Origin of the sequence: Mycobacterium stomatepiae, from assembly GCF_010731715.1 — a bacterium.
GTDB lineage: Bacteria > Actinomycetota > Actinomycetes > Mycobacteriales > Mycobacteriaceae > Mycobacterium > Mycobacterium stomatepiae.
In genome coordinates this window covers 777,314-796,946 of record NZ_AP022587.1, presented here as the reverse complement: position 1 = coordinate 796,946, position 19,633 = coordinate 777,314, and the positions used below count along the sequence as shown (strand labels likewise).

13 protein-coding genes and 1 pseudogene are annotated in these 19,633 nt (G+C 66.1%); 12 read left to right on the top strand and 2 right to left on the bottom strand.

Features of this window, described 5'->3' with window-relative positions; all coding sequences use genetic code 11:
- Nucleotides 1–11 precede the first annotated feature (11 nt).
- Nucleotides 12–2,166: pseudogene (gene malQ / locus G6N54_RS03895) on the bottom strand (4-alpha-glucanotransferase).
- A 406-nt stretch (nt 2,167–2,572) separates the two neighbouring features.
- Here malQ and eccB point away from each other — a divergent pair.
- Both eccB and eccCa read left to right on the top strand, forming a co-directional pair.
- Nucleotides 2,573–4,093: a type VII secretion protein EccB gene (eccB, locus tag G6N54_RS03890; RefSeq protein WP_163788653.1), complete on the top strand. Its 1,521-nt coding sequence runs from the start codon at nt 2,573–2,575 to the stop codon at nt 4,091–4,093.
- Nucleotides 4,090–8,259, top strand: a complete 4,170-nt coding sequence (gene eccCa / locus G6N54_RS03885; protein ID WP_163788652.1) for a type VII secretion protein EccCa — start codon at nt 4,090–4,092, stop codon at nt 8,257–8,259. The genes eccB and eccCa overlap by 4 nt, the downstream gene beginning before the upstream one ends.
- Nucleotides 8,260–8,301: 42 nt before the next feature.
- Here the strand turns inward: eccCa and G6N54_RS03880 are convergent, their stop codons facing one another.
- Nucleotides 8,302–9,477, bottom strand: coding sequence for a cytochrome P450 (locus G6N54_RS03880; protein ID WP_163788651.1), 1,176 nt, complete (start codon nt 9,475–9,477; stop codon nt 8,302–8,304).
- A gap of 262 nt (nt 9,478–9,739) precedes the next feature.
- On the opposite strand from G6N54_RS03880, the gene G6N54_RS03875 reads away from it, so the two are divergent.
- The 10 genes from G6N54_RS03875 to G6N54_RS03830 all read left to right on the top strand — a co-directional run bounded on the left by G6N54_RS03875 (nt 9,740) and on the right by G6N54_RS03830 (nt 19,623).
- A complete protein-coding gene (locus G6N54_RS03875) occupies nt 9,740–9,934 on the top strand; it encodes a ferredoxin (RefSeq protein WP_163788650.1) in 195 nt (64 codons plus the stop codon).
- Nucleotides 9,935–10,413: 479 nt separating this feature from the next.
- Nucleotides 10,414–11,652, top strand: a complete 1,239-nt coding sequence (locus G6N54_RS03870) for a PPE family protein (protein ID WP_163788649.1) — start codon at nt 10,414–10,416, stop codon at nt 11,650–11,652.
- Nucleotides 11,653–11,825: 173 nt separating this feature from the next.
- The gene (locus G6N54_RS03865; protein WP_163788648.1) at nt 11,826–12,125 is read left to right on the top strand and encodes a PE family protein; all 300 of its coding nucleotides are present in this window, start codon (nt 11,826–11,828) and stop codon (nt 12,123–12,125) included.
- 10 nt (nt 12,126–12,135) lie between these two features.
- Nucleotides 12,136–13,359, top strand: coding sequence for a PPE family protein (locus G6N54_RS03860; protein ID WP_269475877.1), 1,224 nt, complete (start codon nt 12,136–12,138; stop codon nt 13,357–13,359).
- 473 nt (nt 13,360–13,832) lie between these two features.
- A complete protein-coding gene (locus G6N54_RS03855; protein WP_163788431.1) occupies nt 13,833–14,132 on the top strand; it encodes a PE family protein in 300 nt (99 codons plus the stop codon).
- 234 nt (nt 14,133–14,366) lie between these two features.
- On the top strand, nt 14,367–14,663 hold the full coding sequence (locus tag G6N54_RS03850; protein WP_025735564.1) for a WXG100 family type VII secretion target: 297 nt from the start codon (nt 14,367–14,369) through the stop codon (nt 14,661–14,663).
- Nucleotides 14,664–14,711: 48 nt separating this feature from the next.
- Nucleotides 14,712–14,996: a WXG100 family type VII secretion target gene (locus tag G6N54_RS03845; RefSeq protein ID WP_066824871.1), complete on the top strand. Its 285-nt coding sequence runs from the start codon at nt 14,712–14,714 to the stop codon at nt 14,994–14,996.
- A gap of 91 nt (nt 14,997–15,087) precedes the next feature.
- Nucleotides 15,088–15,990, top strand: a complete 903-nt coding sequence (locus G6N54_RS03840; RefSeq protein WP_163788647.1) for an ESX secretion-associated protein EspG — start codon at nt 15,088–15,090, stop codon at nt 15,988–15,990.
- Between the two features lie 260 nt (nt 15,991–16,250).
- The gene (eccD, locus tag G6N54_RS03835; RefSeq protein WP_163788646.1) at nt 16,251–17,762 is read left to right on the top strand and encodes a type VII secretion integral membrane protein EccD; all 1,512 of its coding nucleotides are present in this window, start codon (nt 16,251–16,253) and stop codon (nt 17,760–17,762) included.
- Entirely contained in the window at nt 17,740–19,623 is a 1,884-nt protein-coding gene (locus G6N54_RS03830) for a type VII secretion-associated serine protease mycosin (protein ID WP_163794496.1), read from the top strand. Before eccD ends, G6N54_RS03830 begins: the two co-directional genes overlap by 23 nt.
- Nucleotides 19,624–19,633 lie beyond the last annotated feature (10 nt).

Genomic DNA, 19,633 nt, shown 5'->3' with positions numbered 1-19,633 from the left:
TTCGAAGCTACCTAGATGGTCGGCGGTGCGAGCGTGGCCCGCACGGCTTCGGCCAGCGCGGCGGCGCGGCGATTGGTGAACACGTCCTCGAGCGTCACCGGCCGGCCGTCGGGCCCGGTCAGCGGAACCCGCCAGTTGGGATATTCGTCGGTGGTACCGGGCTGATTCTGGGTTCGGCGATCACCGACCGCGTCCGTCAGCGCCACGCCCAACAACCGCGACGGCGTGCGGCCCAGGTAGCGGTAGAGGGCAAGGACGATCTGCTCGGGGTCAGGGTCGCGGTCGGGGTCGTGCTCACCGAGCAGCCCCACCCGTCGAAGCTCAGACATCCAGGCTGCCAGCTCCGCCCGGTCGGACTCGAGCTCCTCGGCCACCGGCCGGGTGAGCAATCCGAGCGATTCACGCAGCCGGACATGGTCGCCGGCCAGGTAGCCGGCGGTCGGCGGCAGGTCGTGGGTGGTCACCGACGACAGGCAGTACTCGCGCCAGCGTTCGGCGGGCAGCGGGCCGCCAGTTCCGTCGCGGTCCAGCTCGAACCACAGGATCGAGGTGCCCAGCAGCCCTCTTAATAAAGAGTAATCGCGGACCCACGGTTCGACCGTGCCGAGGTCCTCACCGACCACCAGCGCTCCGGCGCGGTGCGCTTCGAGCGCGACGATGCCGATCATCGCCTCGTGGTCGTAGCGCACATTAGGTGCCTTCGGTGGGCCGTGCGCCCGCGGGGATCCACCAGAGCCGGAACAACCCGATGATGTGGTCGATCCGAACACCGCCGGCATGCCGCAGCACGGCCCGGATCAGCGCGCGGAACGGTCGGTATTCCTGCTCGTCGAGTCGGTCCGGCCGCCAAGGCGGCTGCGACCAGTCCTGGCCGAGCTGGTTGAACTCGTCGGGCGGCGCTCCCGCGGTCACCCCCAGCGCCAGCACGTCCTGCAGGGCCCAGGCGTCCGCCCCGTTCGGGTGCACGCCGACCGCCAGGTCGTGCATGATGCCCAGCGACATGCCGGCCCGGACCGCCTGCGACTGGGCCGCGGCAAGCTGCTCGTCGAGCTGCCATTTCAGCCAGCGGTGGAAGTCGACCGCCTCGGCGTGTTTTTCGGCGAACCGGGCGACCCCGATCGCGGTTGGATGCTGCAGAAAGCTCGGCCAGCAATGCCAGTCGCCACCGTATTTCTCGGCCAGGGCGCACCAGACGGCGAAGTCGTCGAGCGGGGTTCCCTCACGCTCGCGGAACGCGGCGTACGCGAGCTCCCGGCCGGCCGATCGCGGCACCCGGTAGAGCAGCTTGAGTGCCTCGCGCTTGGCCGTCCAGGCGCTGTCACGGTCGATGGCATCGAGCTTCGCGGCCTGCTGCTGGACGTCGTCGCGAAGCCTCCGCAGCCGGCCCCGTTTGGGCAGGTCGGCGTATTCGGGGATGGACTCGACGCGAAGATAGAGCGGATTGAAGAAGCGCCGCGACGTCGGAAGATACGGAGACGGCTCCATCGGGACCGTCGGGGTGGCCGCGTGCAGCGGGTTCACCAACAGATAGTCGGCGCCGTGCCGGGACGCGGACCAAACGGAAAGGTCGGTGAGGTCGGTGAGGTCGCCGATGCCCCACGACTGTTCGGACCGCACGCTGTACAGCTGGGCGGCCAGGCCCCACGCGCGGCGCGCGCCGAGCTGCTCGGGGAGTCCGAGCCAGTCGGGCGTCACGATCAGCGCGGCGCTGGTTTCGATGCCCCGCGAGCGCAGGTGCAGGCGGTGATATCCCAGCGGCAGATCCGGTGGCAGCACAAAGCTCGCCTCGCCGACCCAGCGCCCGTCCAGGTTGAACGGGGGGGTGAAGTTGTCGACCTGCTGCACGCCGCCGTGCACGGTGCCGTCCTCGAGTCGCAACAGCACTTCGGCGGGATCGCCGTGCGTGACGTGAACCCAGAACCGTGTCGGGGCGCCGGTGCGCGCGACGATGGTCGCCGGCAACTGACGCGACCAGTACCTGCGCAGCTGGTTGGTCAGGGCCTCGTTGCGGTCCTGCTCGGTGGCTGCCTCGACACCAAGCGCCGCGAGCACGGTCACCAGCGTGCTCTCCGAAACCTGAACCTGGCGGCCCGTCCAGTCTTGATACCAAGTGGCAATGCCGAATCGGCCGGCAAGTTCGACCAGCGACGGTGCGAGCTCAGTCATGCCGCCCATCTTGCTGCCAAACGCCGCCCGGCACGACGCGGGCCGCCCGAGGGCCGCCACCGAGTTTGCCGACGACGATTCCGTGGCAGGTCAGCGAAGTTGCGCGGTCGTTCCCATTCGACAGGACGCGTTGGCGTGGCACGGCTACGATCCCATTGGAGAAAGCAACAGTCCGGCCGGGGGATCCAGTGGGGAACTTGGAAACTGCCAGCTCAGCGGCGTGCGCCAGCGCTGGGTCGGCCGTTGCCGGCGTATGACGCCGGCAAGATTGGTGGACGTGACGGGGCTGAGAAGTGAACGCCATGTTGCGCTACATGGCGAGGTCATTGCGGGTGGCTTACGGTTATCGATGTGATTCGCGTGCTGGACGGTGTCCAGACGTCCCAACAAACCGGATGGTGAATTAGTGGCGGAAGAGAGTCGCGGGCAGCGCGGCTCGGGGTACGGCCTCGGGCTTTCGACGCGCACGCAGGTGACCGGCTATCAGTTCCTTGCGCGACGGACGTCGATGGCACTGACCCGCTGGCGGGTCCGGATGGAGGTCGAGCCGGGACGGCGCCAGACCTTGGCCATCGTGGCTTCGGTCTCCGCGGCGGTGGTGATCTGCCTGGGTGCGTTGCTGTACTCGTTCATCAGCCCCGCCGGTCAGGTGGGGGATTCGCCGATCATCGCCGACCGCGACTCCGGTGCGCTGTATGTCCGCGTCGGTGACAAGCTGTACCCGGCGCTGAACCTCGCCTCGGCGCGATTGATCACGGGACGCCCCGACAACCCGCACCTGGTGCGGTCCACCCAAATCGCCAACATCCCGCGCGGCCCGATGGTCGGCATCCCCGGCGCACCGTCGACCTTCGGACCGAAGACGCCGTCCTCGTCGTCGTGGCTGATCTGCGACACCGTGGCCGGTTCGACCGGTGTCAGCGCGCCGTCGGGGGTGACCGTGACGGTGATCGACGGCACGCCCGACCTCAGCAGCCGCCGACACGTACTGAACGGTTCGGACGCCGTGGTGCTGAGCTACAGCGGAGACACGTGGGTGATCCGGGAAGGACGCCGATCGCGGATCGACGCGGCGAACCGCTCCGTTCTGTTGCCGCTCGGGTTGACGCCGGAGCAGATCAGCATGGCGAAGCCGATGAGTCGCGCCTTGTTTGACGCGTTGCCCGTGGGCCCCGAACTGACGGTGCCCGAGGTGCAGAACGCGGGCAGCGCGGCGACCTTCCCCGGCGCACCAGGCCCGGTCGGTACGATCCTCGTGACGCCGCAAATCAGTGGGCCGCAACAGTATTCGCTGGTGTTGCCCGAAGGGGTACAGACCCTTCCGCCATTGGTCGCGCAGATCATGCAGAACGCGGGCGGCGCCAACAACAGCAAGCCGGTGACCGTGGAACCCGCGGCGCTGGCCAAGATGCCGGTGGTCAACAAGCTGGACCTGTCGTCGTATCCGGACAACCCGTTGAACGTCACCGATCTGCGGGAGAACCCGGCCACCTGCTGGTGGTGGGAGAAGACCGGCGGCGAGAACCGGGCCCGTATCCAGGTCGTGTCCGGACCGACCATACCGGTGTCGCAGTCCGAGTCGAAAAAGATTGTGTCGCTGGTGAAGTCGGACGTCACCGGCCGGACCGCCGACCAGGTCTACTTCGGTCCTAACTTCACCAACTTCGTGGCCGTCACCGGTAACGACCCCGGGGCGAAAACCACCGAATCGCTATGGTGGGTAACGGATGCCGGCGCCCGGTTCGGCGTGGACGACACGCGCGAAGTCCGCGAGGCGCTGGGTTTGCAGACCAATCCGAGCCTTGCGCCGTGGGTCGCGCTCCGGCTCCTTCCGCAAGGCCCGACGCTGTCGCGGGCTGATGCGCTGGTGGAGCACGACACCCTTCCAATGGATATGTCCCCTGCAGAGTTGGTGGTACCGAAGTGAAGCGTGGATTCGCCCGGCCGACACCGGAGAAGCCTCCGGTAATCAAGCCGGAAAACATCGTCCTACCGACGCCGCTGAGCATTCCGCCGCCCGAGGGCAAGCCCTGGTGGATGGTAGTGGTCGGCGTGCTGGTGGTCGGCCTGTTGATCGGCATGATCGCCATGACCTTCGCCAGCGGTTCCCACGTGTTCGGCGGAGCCGGCGCGATCTTCCCGATCTTCATGATCGGTGGTGTCGCGATGATGATGTTCGGCGGCCGGTTCGGTGGCCAGCAGCAGATGAGCCGCCCGAAGCTCGACTCGATGCGCGCCCAGTTCATGCTGATGCTGGACATGCTGCGCGAGACCGCCCACGAGTCGGCCGACAGCATGGACGCCAACTACCGGTGGTTCCACCCGGCGCCCGACACGCTCAGCGCTGCCGTGGGATCGCCGCGGATGTGGGAACGCAAGCCCGACGGCAAGGACCTCAACTTTGGTGTCGTTCGCGTCGGCGTGGGAATGACGCGTCCGGAGGTGACCTGGGGTGAGCCCCAGAACATGCCGACCGACATCGAGCTGGAGCCGGTGACCGGTAAGGCGCTGCAGGAGTTCGGTCGCTATCAGAGCGTCGTCTACAACCTGCCCAAGATGGTCTCGCTCCTGGTGGAGCCTTGGTATGCGCTGATCGGCGAGCGTCCGCAGGCGCTGGGGTTGATGCGGGCGATCATTTGCCAGCTGGCGTTCTCCCACGGTCCCGACCACGTGCAGATGGTCGTGGTCAGTTCCGATCTGGACGAATGGGATTGGGTCAAGTGGCTGCCGCACTTCGGTGATTCCCGGCGTCAGGACGCGGCGGGCAACGCGCGGATGGTCTACAGCTCGGTGCGGGAGTTCGCCGCGGAGCAAGCCGAATTGTTCGCCGGCCGTGGATCGTTCACACCTCGCCACGCGAGTTCGTCGGCCCAGACGCCGACCCCGCACACGGTGATCATCGCCGATGTCGTTGATCCCCAATGGGAGTACGTGATCAGCGCCGAAGGCGTGGACGGCGTGACCTTCTTCGACCTGACCGGTTCGTCGATGTGGACCTCGGTCCCGGAACGGACCTTGCGGTTCGATGACAAGGGCGTGATCGAGGCACTGCCCCGCGACCGCGACACCTGGATGGTGATCGACGACAAGCCGTGGTTCTTCGCCCTCACCGACCAGCTCAGCGCCGCCGAGGCGGAGGAATTCGGGCAGAAGCTGGCGCACTGGCGCCTCGCGGAGGCCTACGAGGAGATCGGCCAGCGCGTCGCGCACATCGGCGCGCGGGACATCTTGTCCTACTACGGCGTCGACGAGCCGGGCGAGATCGATTTCGACGCGCTGTGGGGTGCCCGCACCGACACGATGGGCCGCTCGCGGCTGCGGGTGCCGTTCGGCAACCGCTCCGACAACGGCGAGCTGCTGTTCCTGGACATGAAGTCGCTGGACGAAGGCGGCGACGGCCCGCACGGCGTCATGTCCGGAACGACTGGTTCCGGTAAATCGACGCTGGTGCGCACCGTGATCGAGTCGCTGATGCTCGCTCACCCGCCCGAGGAGCTGCAGTTCGTCCTCGCCGACCTCAAGGGTGGATCGGCGGTCAAGCCCTTCAACGGGGTGCCGCACGTCTCGCGAATCATCACCGACCTCGAGGAGGACCAGGCGCTGATGGAGCGCTTCCTCGACGCGCTGTGGGGCGAGATCGCCCGCCGCAAGGCGGTCTGCGACAACGCCGGCGTCGACGACGCCAAGGAATACAACTCGGTGCGTTCCAGGATGCGCGCCCGCGGCCAGGACATGCCGCCGCTGCCGATGCTGGTGGTGGTGATCGACGAGTTCTACGAGTGGTTCCGCATCATGCCGACCGCGGTCGACGTGCTCGACTCCATCGGCCGCCAGGGCCGCGCTTACTGGATCCACCTGATGATGGCGTCGCAGACCATCGAGAGTCGCGCCGAAAAACTGATGGAGAACATGGGTTACCGGCTGGTGCTGAAAGCCCGCACCGCGGGCGCGGCGCAGGCAGCGGGTGTGCCCAACGCCGTGAACCTGCCCGCTCAAGCGGGTCTGGGTTACTTCCGTCGCAGCCTCGAGGACATCGTCCGGTTCCAGGCCGAATTCCTGTGGCGGGACTACTACTCGCGCGGCATCACCATCGACGGCGAGGAAGCGCCGGTGCTGGTGCACAGCATCGATTACATTCGCCCGCAACTGTTTACCAACTCGTTCACCCCGCTCGAGGTCAGTGTCGGTGGGCCGGAGATCGAGCCGCCGCCGATCCTCGGCAACGGCGAATTGCTCGAGGCCGAAAGCGTCGAGAGCGAAGACGACGACGAAGGCATCAGGACGCCGAAGGTCGGCACCGAGATCATCAACCAGCTGCGCAAGATCGACTTCGAGCCCTACCGCCTGTGGCAGCCGCCGTTGACGCAGCCCGTCGCGATCGACGAGTTGGTCAACCGGTTCCTCGGTCGTCCCTGGGATCAGGACTACGGCTCTGCGCGGAATCTGCAGTTCCCGATCGGGATCATCGACCGGCCGTTCAAGCACGACCAGCCGCCGTGGACGGTGGATACCTCGGGGCCGGGCGCCAACGTCTTGATCCTCGGCGCCGGTGGTGCCGGCAAGACCACGGCCCTGCAGACGCTGATCTGCTCGGCCGCGCTGACCCACACGCCCGAGCAGATCCAGTTCTACTGCCTGGCCTACAGCGGTACCGCGTTGACCACGATCGCGCGTCTGCCACACGTGGGTGAGGTCGCTGGTCCGACCGATCCGTACGGTGTCCGCCGGACGGTTGCCGAACTGCTGGCGCTGGTGCGCGAGCGCAAACGCAGCTTCCTCGAATACGGCATCGCCTCGATGGACCTGTTCCGGCGCCGCAAGTTCGCCGGCGAGGCCGGTCCGGTGCCCAATGATGGCTTCGGCGACGTCTACCTGGTGATCGACAACTACCGGGCGCTGGCCGAGGAAAACGAGGTGCTGATCGAGCAGGTGAACCAGATCATCAACCAGGGCCCCTCGTTCGGGGTGCACGTTGTGGTCACCGCAGATCGCGAATCCGAGCTGCGACCGCCGGTGCGTAGCGGGTTCGGGTCCCGGATCGAGCTGCGTCTGGCCGCGGTCGAAGACGCCAAGCTGGTGCGGTCCCGGTTCGCTAAGGATGTTCCGGTCAAGCCTGGGCGCGGCATGGTCGCCGTCAACTACGTCCGACTCGACAGCGACCCGCAAGCGGGCCTGCACACGTTGGTGGCCCGGCCCGCACTGGCCAACACCCCCGACAACATCTTCGAGTCCGACAGCGTGGTGGCGTCCGTCAGCCGGTTGGCGAGCGGGCAAGCTCCTCCGGTCCGTCGTCTGCCGGCACGGTTCGGTGTCGAGCAGGTGCGCGAGCTGGCCGCCCGAGACCATCGTCAAGGTGTTGGTGCCGGCGGAATCGCTTGGGCCATATCGGAATTGGACTTGGCCCCGGTCTACCTGAACTTCAACGAGAATGCGCACCTGATGGTCACGGGCCGACGCGAATGCGGGCGTACCACGACGCTGGCCACGATCATGTCCGAGATCGGCCGGCTGTATGCACCCGGTTCGACCACCGCGCCGACGCCACCGGCCGGAAAGCCCTCGGCGCAGGTCTGGCTGATCGACCCGCGTCGTCAGCTGCTGACCGTCCTGGGCACCGAGTATGTGGAGAAGTTCGCCTACAACCTCGACGGCGTGCAGGCGCTGGTGGGCGAGCTGGCAGCGGTGCTGGCCGCTCGCCAGCCACCGCCGGGTCTGTCCGCGCAGGAGTTGCTGTCGCGGTCGTGGTGGAGCGGTCCGGAGATCTTCCTGATCGTCGACGACGTCCAGCAGCTGCCGCCGGGCTTCGATTCGCCGCTGCACCAGATCGCGCCGTGGGTGACCCGGGCCGCCGACGTCGGCTTGCATGTCCTGGTCACCCGCACGTTCGGTGGTTGGTCGTCGGCAGGCAGCGACCCGATCCTGCGGGCCCTGCACCAGGCGAACACGCCGCTGCTGGTAATGGACGCCGACCCCGACGAGGGCTTCATCCGCGGCAAGATGAAGGGTGGTCCGCTGCCCCGTGGTCGAGGCCTGCTGATGGCCGAGGACACCGGTGTGTTCGTCCAGGTGGCCGCAACCGAGGTCAGCAAGTAGGAGACCAGCCGCTGAGTTGGGATTGCCGCGGGTCAACCGCGGTTAATTCCAACTCAGCGGCAATGCTTTGAGCGCGAATGTCTTCGACGGAAACCTGATTTCGGGTTTGTAGTCCGGCGGCACCTCGAAGTCGGGGATCTGGTCGAGCCACTCCGTCACGATCACGGTCAGCTCGATACGTGCCAGATGAGAACCCAGGCAACGGTGCGGACCGCCGCCGAATCCCCAATGCCGGTGCACCTTTCCGTCCATCACGATGTCGTCGGTGGACACCGAGTCGGTGCCGTCACGATTGATCGCCGCCATGCACAGCCGGACCGGGGTGCCGGGGGGGAGCGTCATGCCACCGATTTCGACGAACTCGGTGGTGACCCGGGGGGCCACCGGTGCCGACGGTTCGAGCCTGACGATCTCCTCTATGAAAACCCTGGCCTGCCTTGGGTTGTCGCGGAGTATGTCGCGTAGCTGCGGTCGGCGCGCCAATTCGTATACGGCGTATCCGATCGCGGCCGTCACGGTGTCCAATCCGGCCAGGATCAACAGGTGGCTCATCCCCAGCAGTTCGAGATCGCTGAACTCCCCGTCGCCGATCATGACCTGAGACAGCATGTCGGATCCCGGGTTCCGCCGACGCTGCGCGATCGCGTCGGTCAGGTAGTTCAACAGCAGGTGCCCTTTGTTGAGGTCCTCTTGGCTGAGATAGGGATTGTCCGCGATCAGAGCGTCCTTCCAGCCGATCAGCATGTCGCGGTCTTCCAGCGGCAGGCCATAGAGGTCCAGGAACACCTGAAATGGGTAGAGGTTCGCGAAATCCGACATCACTTCGCAACTGCCGCGGCCGGCGAACGCGCCGATCATCTCGGCGGCGTGACGCTCGAGCACCGGGCGCGACTTGCTCAACGCGTGCGGGCTGAAGTACGGCTGCAGGATCTTGCGGTAGCGGGTGTGCTCCGGCGGGTCGAACGCCAGCGGCACCACCGGCAGCGGGTAGCCGGGGGGCTGAAGCGCCAGTCGCGACGAGAAGACCTTCGGATTCCGCAGCGCCGCCAGCACGTCCTCGCGCCGCGTTATGTAGTAGAAGCCGTTCATGAACACGACCGGGCCGGCGTCTCTCAACACCTTCCACCCGACGCCACGGTCGTCCGCCATGGGCAGTTTGGCGTATTCAAGCCGCGGTAGGTAGAACTCGCCTGGCTGGTATTCGCCAGAGATGCTCATGCGCCCGATCTCCGCTTGTTGTCTGGTATTTCGTTCTTAGTCCCCGACTCAGCCAGGCCGCACTCGGAACTATGCCGCCACCGGGTTTTCGGTGGCACATCAATATCGCACGTGGTTCACCCATGCTCCAATCCGGCTGGTGGACGGTGGAACTGGCCGACCGCGAACGTCGGACAATCTTCTAGAATTCAACAACGACCGATTACCTATCGATTCGTTAAGATCCGATCTGGCGCGAAGACGCGGCGGGGGAGGGAACCTCGTGAGGGTTCGTCTCGAGAAGTCGAAATGCGTGGGCCACGCCCAGTGCTACGCCGTCGATCCGGATCTGTTCCCCATCGACGAGTCCGGTTATTCGATTCTCGAGGAACGAGAGGTGCCGCCCGACGAGGTGGAGCTGACTCGCGACGGTGTCGCCTCCTGCCCGGAAATGGCGCTCGTCATCGACGAAGACTGACGGCGTTGGCAGCGCTCGCTAGACGGATAAGCGAATCAAAGGTGAACACTTAGTCGCTTTAAATGAACGCCGGTTGGCCGGGAGTGAACAATGGTTGGCCTGGTGTGAATAGTTGGCATCGCCGGTCGGTGGCACGGGTATAAGCCATTAATGTTTTCCTCGAGCGGCAGTTCAGCCCAAGTGAGCTGTCGCTCGGTTGCTGACAGCGGGGGTAATCGAGGCAGGATGGGCATGACGTTCCTGGCCAAGCGTCCGGAAAACGTAGTGGTGAAACACTATTCCGGGGCCAGCGAACGGGTGCATCAGAACCTACCGGATTACCTGCTCAAGGGGTTTGCTGACCTATGGATGCGACTGGCTTCCAAGGGGCCAGTGGTCCGGGGTTAGCAGGTGCTGAGGCAGCCACCAATAGTTCGTAAAGGTTCTTACGCGATAGCCGAGATTGCCACCGCAATCGCGGCCAATTGAGGGAGGACACGGTGTTGGACTTCGGAGCGTTACCGCCCGAAATCAATTCCGGTCGCATGTACGCGGGCCCGGGATCGGGGCCAATGATGGCCGCGGCCGCAGGATGGGACGCGCTTTCGGCAGAACTGGGTATGGCGGCCAGCGGCTACAACTCGGTGATTAGCGAGCTCACCAGTGGGCCGTGGATCGGAGCGGCGTCGCAGCGGATGTTGGCCGCGGTGGTGCCGTACATAACCTGGCTCAGCGCAATGGCCGTCAATACCGAGCAGACCGCGATGCAGGCCCGTGGGGCCGCCGCCGCATTCGAGGCGGCGTTCATGATGACCGTGCCCCCGCCGGTGATCGCGGCCAACCGCACGTTGTTGGCGGCATTGGTGGCGACCAATTTCTTCGGGCAGAACAGCGCGGCGATCGCGGTCACCGAAGCCCAGTACATGGAGATGTGGGCCCAAGACGCGGTCACCATGTACAACTACGCGGCCGCATCCGCGATCGAGACCGAAGTGCCGCCGATCACCTCGTCGCCGCAGACGACCACTCCCGACGGAGTGACGAACCAGGCCCAAGCGGTCTCCCAAGCCGCCTCCCAGCCGGCAAGCCAAACGGGCCAGACGGCGGCGAATGCCACGACTCAGCTGGCGTCTTCGAACAGCACGGTGCCCCAAATGCTGCAACAGGTTTCGGTCAACGCGGCAGCGGCGCCGCAGCAGGGCGCGGCCGCCGCGCAGGATCCGCCGTGGTGGTCCGGTTGGCTGACCATCCCCACCCCGGACAATCCCATGGGGTTGAACCCGAGCTTTTTCAATACGCTCCGGCAGGGCCTGCAGGCCTACTTCGGTGTCGGACTTGGCGCCTTTGGTTACCAGATGCAACAGCAGTTGACGTTCGGTATCGGTACCACGGCCGGTGGTAGTGGTGCGTGGTATCCGACGCCGCAGTTCGCGGGTCTGTCCGCCCTCGGCGGTGGCCATCCGGGCGGCGTCGCGGCGACCGCGCACCTGGCCTCGTCGGCCAAGGTCGGCGGATTGTCGGTGCCTTCCACCTGGGGCGGCGTCGCACCCGCGGCGGTCGAGGAACAGGCCGTTCAGGCCACCATGGTCAACTACGCCACCAGCGCCGCCGGGCCCGCGAACAACGGCATCCTGCAAGGCATGCCGATGACCGGTGGTGGACGACGCGCCGCCGCCGGCTTCACCCACAAATACGGCTTCAAGCGCAACGTGCTTGTCCGGCCACCGCCGGCCGGATAAACGACCATGAGCAATTGGATCTCGACGAACAAAAGTGTCTGCCAGATGAACAGCGGTTGTCCGGGTCTGAACAGTTCGCAGCGAGGCGTCAAGTCCAACTGCGAGCGAACTAACGTCATCACCAACAAAACCCGCCGGCGTTTGCGCCGGACGGCTACTGAGGAGGGAATCACATGTCGTTTGTGACAACGCAGCCAGAATCGTTGGCGGCGGCGGCGGGCACGTTGCAGGGGATCGGTTCGGCGCTGACCGCCCAGAATGCTGCAGCCGCAGCCCCGACAACGGGTGTGGTACCGGCCGCTGCCGACGAGGTGTCGGCGCTGACGGCAGGACAGTTTGCTGCACACGCGCAGATGTATCAGGCGGTCAGTGCCCAGGCCACCGCGATACACGAGCAGTTCGTGAACACCTTGAGCACCAGCTCGGGGTCATACGCGCTCACAGAGGTGGCCAACGCGGCCGCGGCGGGCTAAGGGGACCACGATGATCGATTTTGGGGCTCTCCCTCCCGATGTGAACTCCGCCCGGATGTATTCGGGTGCGGGTTCGACGTCGATGACGACGGCTGCCTCGGCCTGGCGGTCACTTGCCGCCGAGCTGAATTCGGCCGCGACGGGCTACGACAACGTGATCACTCAGCTGTCCAGCGAGGAGTGGCTCGGGGCGGCCTCGGCGGCGGCGGTGCAGGCCTTGACCCCGTACGTGGCGTGGATGAAGACCACCGCCACCCAGGCCGAAGAGGCCGCCCAGCAGCTCGACTCGGCGTCGGCGGCGTTTGAGACGGCGTTCGCGTCGGTGGTGCCGCCGCCGCTGATCGCCCAGAACCGCGCGCTGCTGACCCAGGCGATGCAGAGCAACGTGCTGGGCCAAAACACCGGCGTCATCGCTCAGCTCGAGGCGCAGTACAGCCAGTTCTGGGCGCAAGACGCGACCACGATGTACAGCTACGCGGCGCAGTCCTCGAGTGCGACGAAGGTGACTCCGTTCGAAGCGGCCCCCGAGGTGACCACCCAGGACGCTCAGGCCAAGCAGGATGCGGCGACGTCGGCGGCGTCGGCGACCGGGACGGGCAATGCCGCGCAGACGACCGCGGATGCGATCCAGCAGACGCCCAAAACCCTGCAGGCCGCGGCGACACCGGCGGCCCAAGCAGCGGCAGCTACGCCCACGGACCCCTTCACCGAACTGTGGTTCCTGTTGACCGGGCAGACGATCCTGCCCAGCAGCTTCGCCACGTTCATCAACGGTCTGAGCCCGTTCGCCGGTTTCGCCTACAACACCGAGGGTCTGCCGTACTTCTCCGTCGGTATGGGCAACAGTGGTGTGCAGATCGCCAAAAGTACCGGGGCCCTCGGGGGCGCGGCCGCCAGCGCGGCTGCCGCCGCGCCCAAAGGCCTCGCGGGTCTGGGTGGGATGCTCGGTGGCGGTGCCCACGCGGCGCCGGCGGTGGCGGCCGGTTTGGGCAACGCGGCCTCGGTCGGCCGGTTGTCGGTTCCGGCGGTCTGGTCGGGTGCCGCTCCGGCGGTCAGCCACGCCGCGGCCGTTCCCGTCAGTGCGATCAGCGCGGCCCCGGAGGCCGCCGGCTCGGGCAACCTGCTCGGCGGCATGCCACTAGCGGGCATGGGCGGCCAGGGCGGCTTCGGCGCCTCGGGCCCCCGGTACGGCTTCCGCCCCACCGTCATGGCCCGCCCACCCTTCGCGGGCTGACCCACTTGATGACGCCTGCGCCGGCAGAGTGTTCGCCCTGACGCAGGCCCAGGTGCCGGCAATTGCTGGCCGACAGCCACAACGACGCCTACCGGCAGGTTCTTGGGCGCTGACATGGTGGAAAGTCCGTACACGCGGCAGTCCGGAATGCAAGAAGCCGTTAGCTGCGTCGGCACCGCCCGCGCGAGTTCCCGGCGACGAGATTTTATCCCGGCGGCCGCCACCTCGGCGCTCGTCAACGCCCCTGCCAGCAGACTCTTGACAACCATGGAGGTCAGACTCTGCCAGTGTGGCGATTTCGCTGCTCAGGGCCCCCAAAAGCGGCCTGACGCTGTTACTGTGTCGTTACTAAAAGTGAATTCACCGTACCGTTCGGTGAACAATTGCGAACGGGCGGTCCACGTACCAGGCTTTACTCAACACTGTTATCTACTCTCATCGGAGAGTTTGGGGATTATGGAGGAGGAATCAATATGTCGTTTGTGACGACACAGCCGGAGGCTTTGGCCGCTGCAGCCGGGACCCTGCAGGGTATCGGTTCTGCTCTGAGCGCCCAGAACGCGGCTGCGGCGGCCCCGACGACCGGGGTGGTGCCGGCAGCGGCCGACGAGGTTTCGGCGCTTACTGCGGCTCAGTTTGCCGCACATGCACAGATGTATCAGGCAGTCAGCGCTCAGGCGACGGCGATTCACGAGCAGTTTGTGAACACGCTGTCGATCAGCTCGGGTTCGTACGCGGCTACGGAAGCCGCTAACGCGGCCGCTGCCGGCTAACTGGCTTTCGTCGTTTGGGGCTTAAGGACGCCCACAGCGAAGTGGGTTCCGCGCCAGTCGCTCAGTGGTCGGGCAAACTTTCTCAGTGAGTAGGTGGTCCGCGGGGTGCTGGTTAGGAGGGGGAACATCCTTAGGTATCCGGTTCGGCGGTTACATCAGTACTCGTAACCCGGTCGAATCATCGCTATCCACAACAAAATCTCGGATCGCAAGTAATGAAGGAGTAAAGGCAACATGGCAACACGTTTTATGACCGACCCGCACGCGATGCGTGCGATGGCGGGCCGTTTTGAGATGCATGCGCAGACGGTGTCGGATGAGGCTCGCAAGATGTGGGCGTCGTCGATGAACATCGCCGGTGCGGGCTGGAGCGGTCAGGCCCAGGCCACGTCGTACGACACGATGGGTCAGATGAACCAGGCGTTCAACAACATTGTCAACATGCTCCACGGCGTGCGTGACGGGCTGATCCGTGACGCGAACAATTACGAGACGCAAGAGCAGGCCTCGCAGCAGGCCCTCAGTCACTAGCCGTCATAGCTACGGCTGGGTAACTTTCAGACCTTAGGAGAAAACGCTATGAGCATTAATTACCAGTTCGGAGATGTGGACGCGCATGGCGCGTTGATTCGCGCGCAGGCCGCCTCGTTGGAGGCCGAGCACCAGGCCATCGTTCGCGATGTGTTGGCTGCCGGTGACTTCTGGGGTGGCGCCGGTTCGGTGGCGTGCCAGGAGTTCATCACCCAGTTGGGTCGCAACTTCCAGGTGATCTACGAGCAGGCCAACCAGCACGGGCAGAAGGTGCAAAGTGCCGGCAACAACATGGCCAGCACCGACAGCGCCGTCGGGTCCAGCTGGGCCTGATACCCGAAACTTCAGGCGCGGCAGCACACCATACTTTGGGTGTGCTGCCGCGTCCTGCGGTTACCGTGCACAACAACCGTCTGGGGTACTAATGGACCAACAGAGCACTCGCACCGACATCACCGTCAACGTCGACGGCTTCTGGATGCTCCAAGCATTACTGGACATCCGGCACGTCGCTCCGGAACTTCGCTGCCGTCCTTACGTATCCACCGACAGCAGCGACTGGCTCAACGACCACCCAGGCATGAAGGTGATGCGTGAGCAGCGCATTGTCGTCGACGACGCGGTCAACGAGGAAGTAGCGGCGCGGATGCGGGTACTCGCCGCGCCGGATCTAGAGGTCATCGCTCTGCTGTCGCGAGGCAAGCTGCTCTACGGCGTCGTGGACGACGAGACTCAGCCCCCGGGCTCTCGCGATATCCCGGACAACGAGTTCCGGGTGGTCCTGGCCCGACGCGGCCAGCATTGGGTCTCGGCGGTCCGCGTTGGTGCCGATATCACCGTCGACGACGTCGCGGTCGCGGACAGCGCGTCGATCGCAGCCCTGGTGCTGGACGGCCTGGAATCGATCCACCACGCAGAGCCCGCCGCGATCAACGCGGTCAACGTGCCGCTAGACGACATGCTCGAAGCCACCAAGTCGTGGCAAGAGTCCGGCTTCAACGTGTTCTCCGGCGGCGATCTGCGCCGGATGGGCATCAGCGCCGCCACCGTTGCCGCGCTGGGCCAGGCGCTTTCGGATCCGGCAGCCGAGGTTGCTGTGTATGCGCGCCAATACCGAGACGACGCCAAAGGCCCCAGCGCTTCGGTGCTTTCGCTAAAGGATGGTTCGGGCGGCCGTATCGCGCTTTACCAACAGGCGCGGACCGCCGGTTCGGGGGAGGCCTGGCTCGCCATCTGCCCGGCAACCCCCCAGCTGGTGCAAGTTGGCGTCAAAACCGTACTGGATACACTTCCGTACGGCGAGTGGAAGACCCACAGCAGGGTGTAACGAGAAGTATCAATTGTTAAGGCTTGTAACGCTTTTGAACTCAGGGTGCGGCAAAGCCTCGAAGGCGCCATACTTCACAGATAATAGGCAGCAAATGTGAAACTCAGTGTCACCGGATTCAGCAATCGCGAGGCAGGGTAAATGAAATTGAAAAACGTCGAACTGCTACTTTCCAGAGCCTCGGTGAGTAGGTCGACAGAACCCTCCGCGCGATTGGCGACCCGGAGCCACACGTTCACCACGACAGGGGGTGCAGCCCGATGACTGCGGTAGCTGATGCGCCACAGACTGATATTGAGGGAATCTCACAGCCGCGGGCTGTCGTAGTCGGCATCATGGCCGGCGAGGGCGTCCAGATCGGCGTGCTGTTGGACGCCAACGCCCCGGTCTCGGTGATGACCGAACCGCTACTCAAGGTGGTCAACAGCCGCCTGCGCGAACTCGGTGAGACCCCACTGGAGGCGACCGGTCGCGGCAAGTGGGCGTTGTGCCTGGTCGACGGCTCGCCGCTGCGGGCCACTCAATCGCTGAGCGAGCAGGACGTTCTCGACGGGGACCGCCTGTGGATCCGGTTCGTCGCCGACACCGAAAAGCGCTCGCAGGTCATCGAGCACATCTCCACCGCGGTCTCGCAGAACCTGAGTAAGCGGTTCGCGGCGATAGACCCGGTCGTTGCCGTGCAGGTCGGAGCCACGATGGTGGCCGGCGGCGTGCTCCTCGCCTCGGTGCTGCTGGGCTGGTGGCGCTGGCACCACAACTCGTGGCTGACCACCATCTACGCCGCGGTCATCGCCGCGGTCGCGCTGGGCGTATCGATGATGCTGCTGATGCGCGCTCAAACGCAGGCCGATCGGCGCGTCGCCGACATCATGCTGCTAAGCAGCCTGGGGCCGCTGGCGATCGCCGCGGCCGGGGCCCCACCCGGCGGTGTCGGATCGCCGCACGCCGTGTTGGGCTTCGGTGTCCTCACCATCGCCGCGATCCTGGCCCTCCGGTTCACCGGACGACGGCTCGGGTTGTACACTGCGATCGTCACCGTCGGTTCGTTGACCACGATTGCGGCCCTGGCGCGGATGGTCGCGATGACCAGCGCCGTCACCATGTTGACGACCATCGTGCTGGTCTGCGTGATCGGCTACCAGTGCGCGCCGGCCATGTCTCGGCGACTGTCCGGGATCCGGTTGCCGGTGTTCCCGTCGGCCACTAGCCGCTGGGTCTTCGAGGCGCGGCCCGACCTGCCCACCACCGTGACCCGCACCGGCGGTGGCCCGCCGGTGCTCGAGGGACCCGCGTCGGTGCGCGATGTGCTGTTGCAAGCAGAGCGTGCCCGGTCCTTCCTGTCGGGCCTGCTGATCGGCTTCGGCGTGGTGATGGTGGTCTCGCTGGCGGGGCTGTCGGACCCGCACACCGGGCAACGGTGGCTGCCGCTGCTGCTAGCCGGCTTCAGCGCTGGCTTTCTGATGCTCCGCGGCCGCTCCTACGTGGACCGCTTGCAGGCGATCACCCTGGCCGGGACGTCCGTGGCGATCGTCGCGACGGTCGTGGTGCGCTACGCCCTCGAGCTGCAGTCGCCGCTTTCGGTGTCGGTCTGTGCGGGGATCCTGGTGCTGCTTCCCGCGGCGGGCCTGGTGTCGGCGGCGGTCGTGCCGAACAGCATCTACAGCCCCCTGTTCCGCAAGTTTGTGGAATGGATTGAATACGTCTGCCTGATGCCGATCTTCCCGCTGGCGTTGTGGTTGATGAATGTCTATGCGGCCATCCGGTACCGGTAACGGCAAGGTGTGGCGTAGGCGCGTATTCCGTGCGGCGATCGCCGCACTCTTGCTCACGTCCGGTTCGCTAGCCGGCTTACCACCCGCGTACGCGATATCGCCGCCGACGATCGACCCGGCGGCAGTGCCGCCGGGCGGTCCGCCGGGGCCACCGGCGCCGATGAATCAGAACTCGTACTGCACCGAGGTCGGGGTGTTGCCGGGCACCGATTTCAAGCTGCAGCCTAAGTACATGGACATGCTGAACATGCAGGAGGCATGGCAGTTCGGCCGTGGCGCGGGGGTCAAGGTCGCCGTCATCGATACGGGTGTGACGCCGCACCCGCGGTTTCCGCATCTGATTCCCGGCGGGGACTACATCATGGGCGGCGACGGGCTGTCCGACTGCGATGCCCACGGCACGATTGTGGCGTCGATGATAGGCGCCGCGCCGGCAAACGGCGCACCACCACCGCCAGCGGCGGGACCGCGCAAACCGGTCACCATTCCGACCACGGAAGCGCCGCCGAAAGCTCCGCCGCCGCAGACCGTGACGCTCTCGCCGTTGCCGCAGACGGTGACGATGGTTCCCGCGCCGCCGCCAGAGAACGTGCCACCGTGGATGCCGCAGCCACCCGCGGCCCCGCCGTCGCAGGAGCCCCCGGCCGGACCCGCGGGTCCCGCGTCACCACCTCAGCAGGCCCCGGTGGCTCCGCCCGCGGCTCCTGCTGCTCCGGTCGGTCCGCCGCCCGGCCCGGCCAACCCGGGAGCCGCTGACCACGGCGGCGGCACCGTGACGATCCCGAACTACTCCGGTGGCGGGCAAACGATTCACGTCGGCAATCCGCACCCGTTGGCGCCGCCGCCGCCCGCACCACCGCCGGCACCGTCCGCCGGGCCCGACGCCTACAGCGGTATTGCCCCCGACGTCGACATCATCTCGATCCGCCAGTCCAGCCAGGCCTTCGGCCTCAAGGACGCCTACACCGGCGACGAGGACCCGCAGACGTCGGCGAAGATCTCCGGCGTCGAGACGATGGCACGCGCAATCGTGCACGCCGCCAACATGGGTGCCTCGGTGATCAACATCTCCGATGTGACCTGCATGAGTGCGCGCAACATCATCGATCAGCGCGCACTGGGAGCGGCAGTCCGTTACGCGGCGGTCGACCGCAACGCCGTCATCGTGGCCGCCGCCGGCGATACCAGCAAAAAGGACTGCAAGCAGAACCCGATCTTCGACCCGCTCAAGCCCAAGGACCCGCGCGACTGGAGCGCCGTGACCACCGTGGTGACGCCGTCCTGGTTCAGCGACTACGTCTTGACCGTCGGGGCGGTGGACTCGGAAGGTCATCCACAGACCCAGGGCAGCCAGGGGCAGGGGCCGTCGAGCGTCGCCGGTCCGTGGGTCGGAATCGCCGCACCCGGAAGCGACGTCATCGGGCTCTCGCCGCGGGATGACGGCCTGATCAACGCGATCGACGGGCCGGACAACTCGCTGCTGGTTCCCAGCGGCACCAGCTTCTCGGCCGCGATCGTGTCCGGGGTAGCCGCGCTGGTCCGCGCCAAGTACCCCCAGTTGTCCGCATATCAAGTGATCAACCGGCTGGAGCGCTCCGCGCGGGCACCCTCCCGCGGGGTCGACAACCAGCTCGGTTACGGCGTCGTCGACCCGGTCGCGGCGCTGACCTGGGACATTCCCGACGGCCCGCTGAAGCCGCCACAGCAACTGTCGATACCGTTGAACGTGCCGAAACCGCCCCCGCACCGCGACATGTTGCCGGTGTGGGTCGCGGCCGGGGGATTGACCGCAGCACTACTGATAGGCGGCGCAGTGTTCGGTATCGCGACGTTGATGAAGCGCCGCAGGCAGCAACAATAAGGGCGGAGCA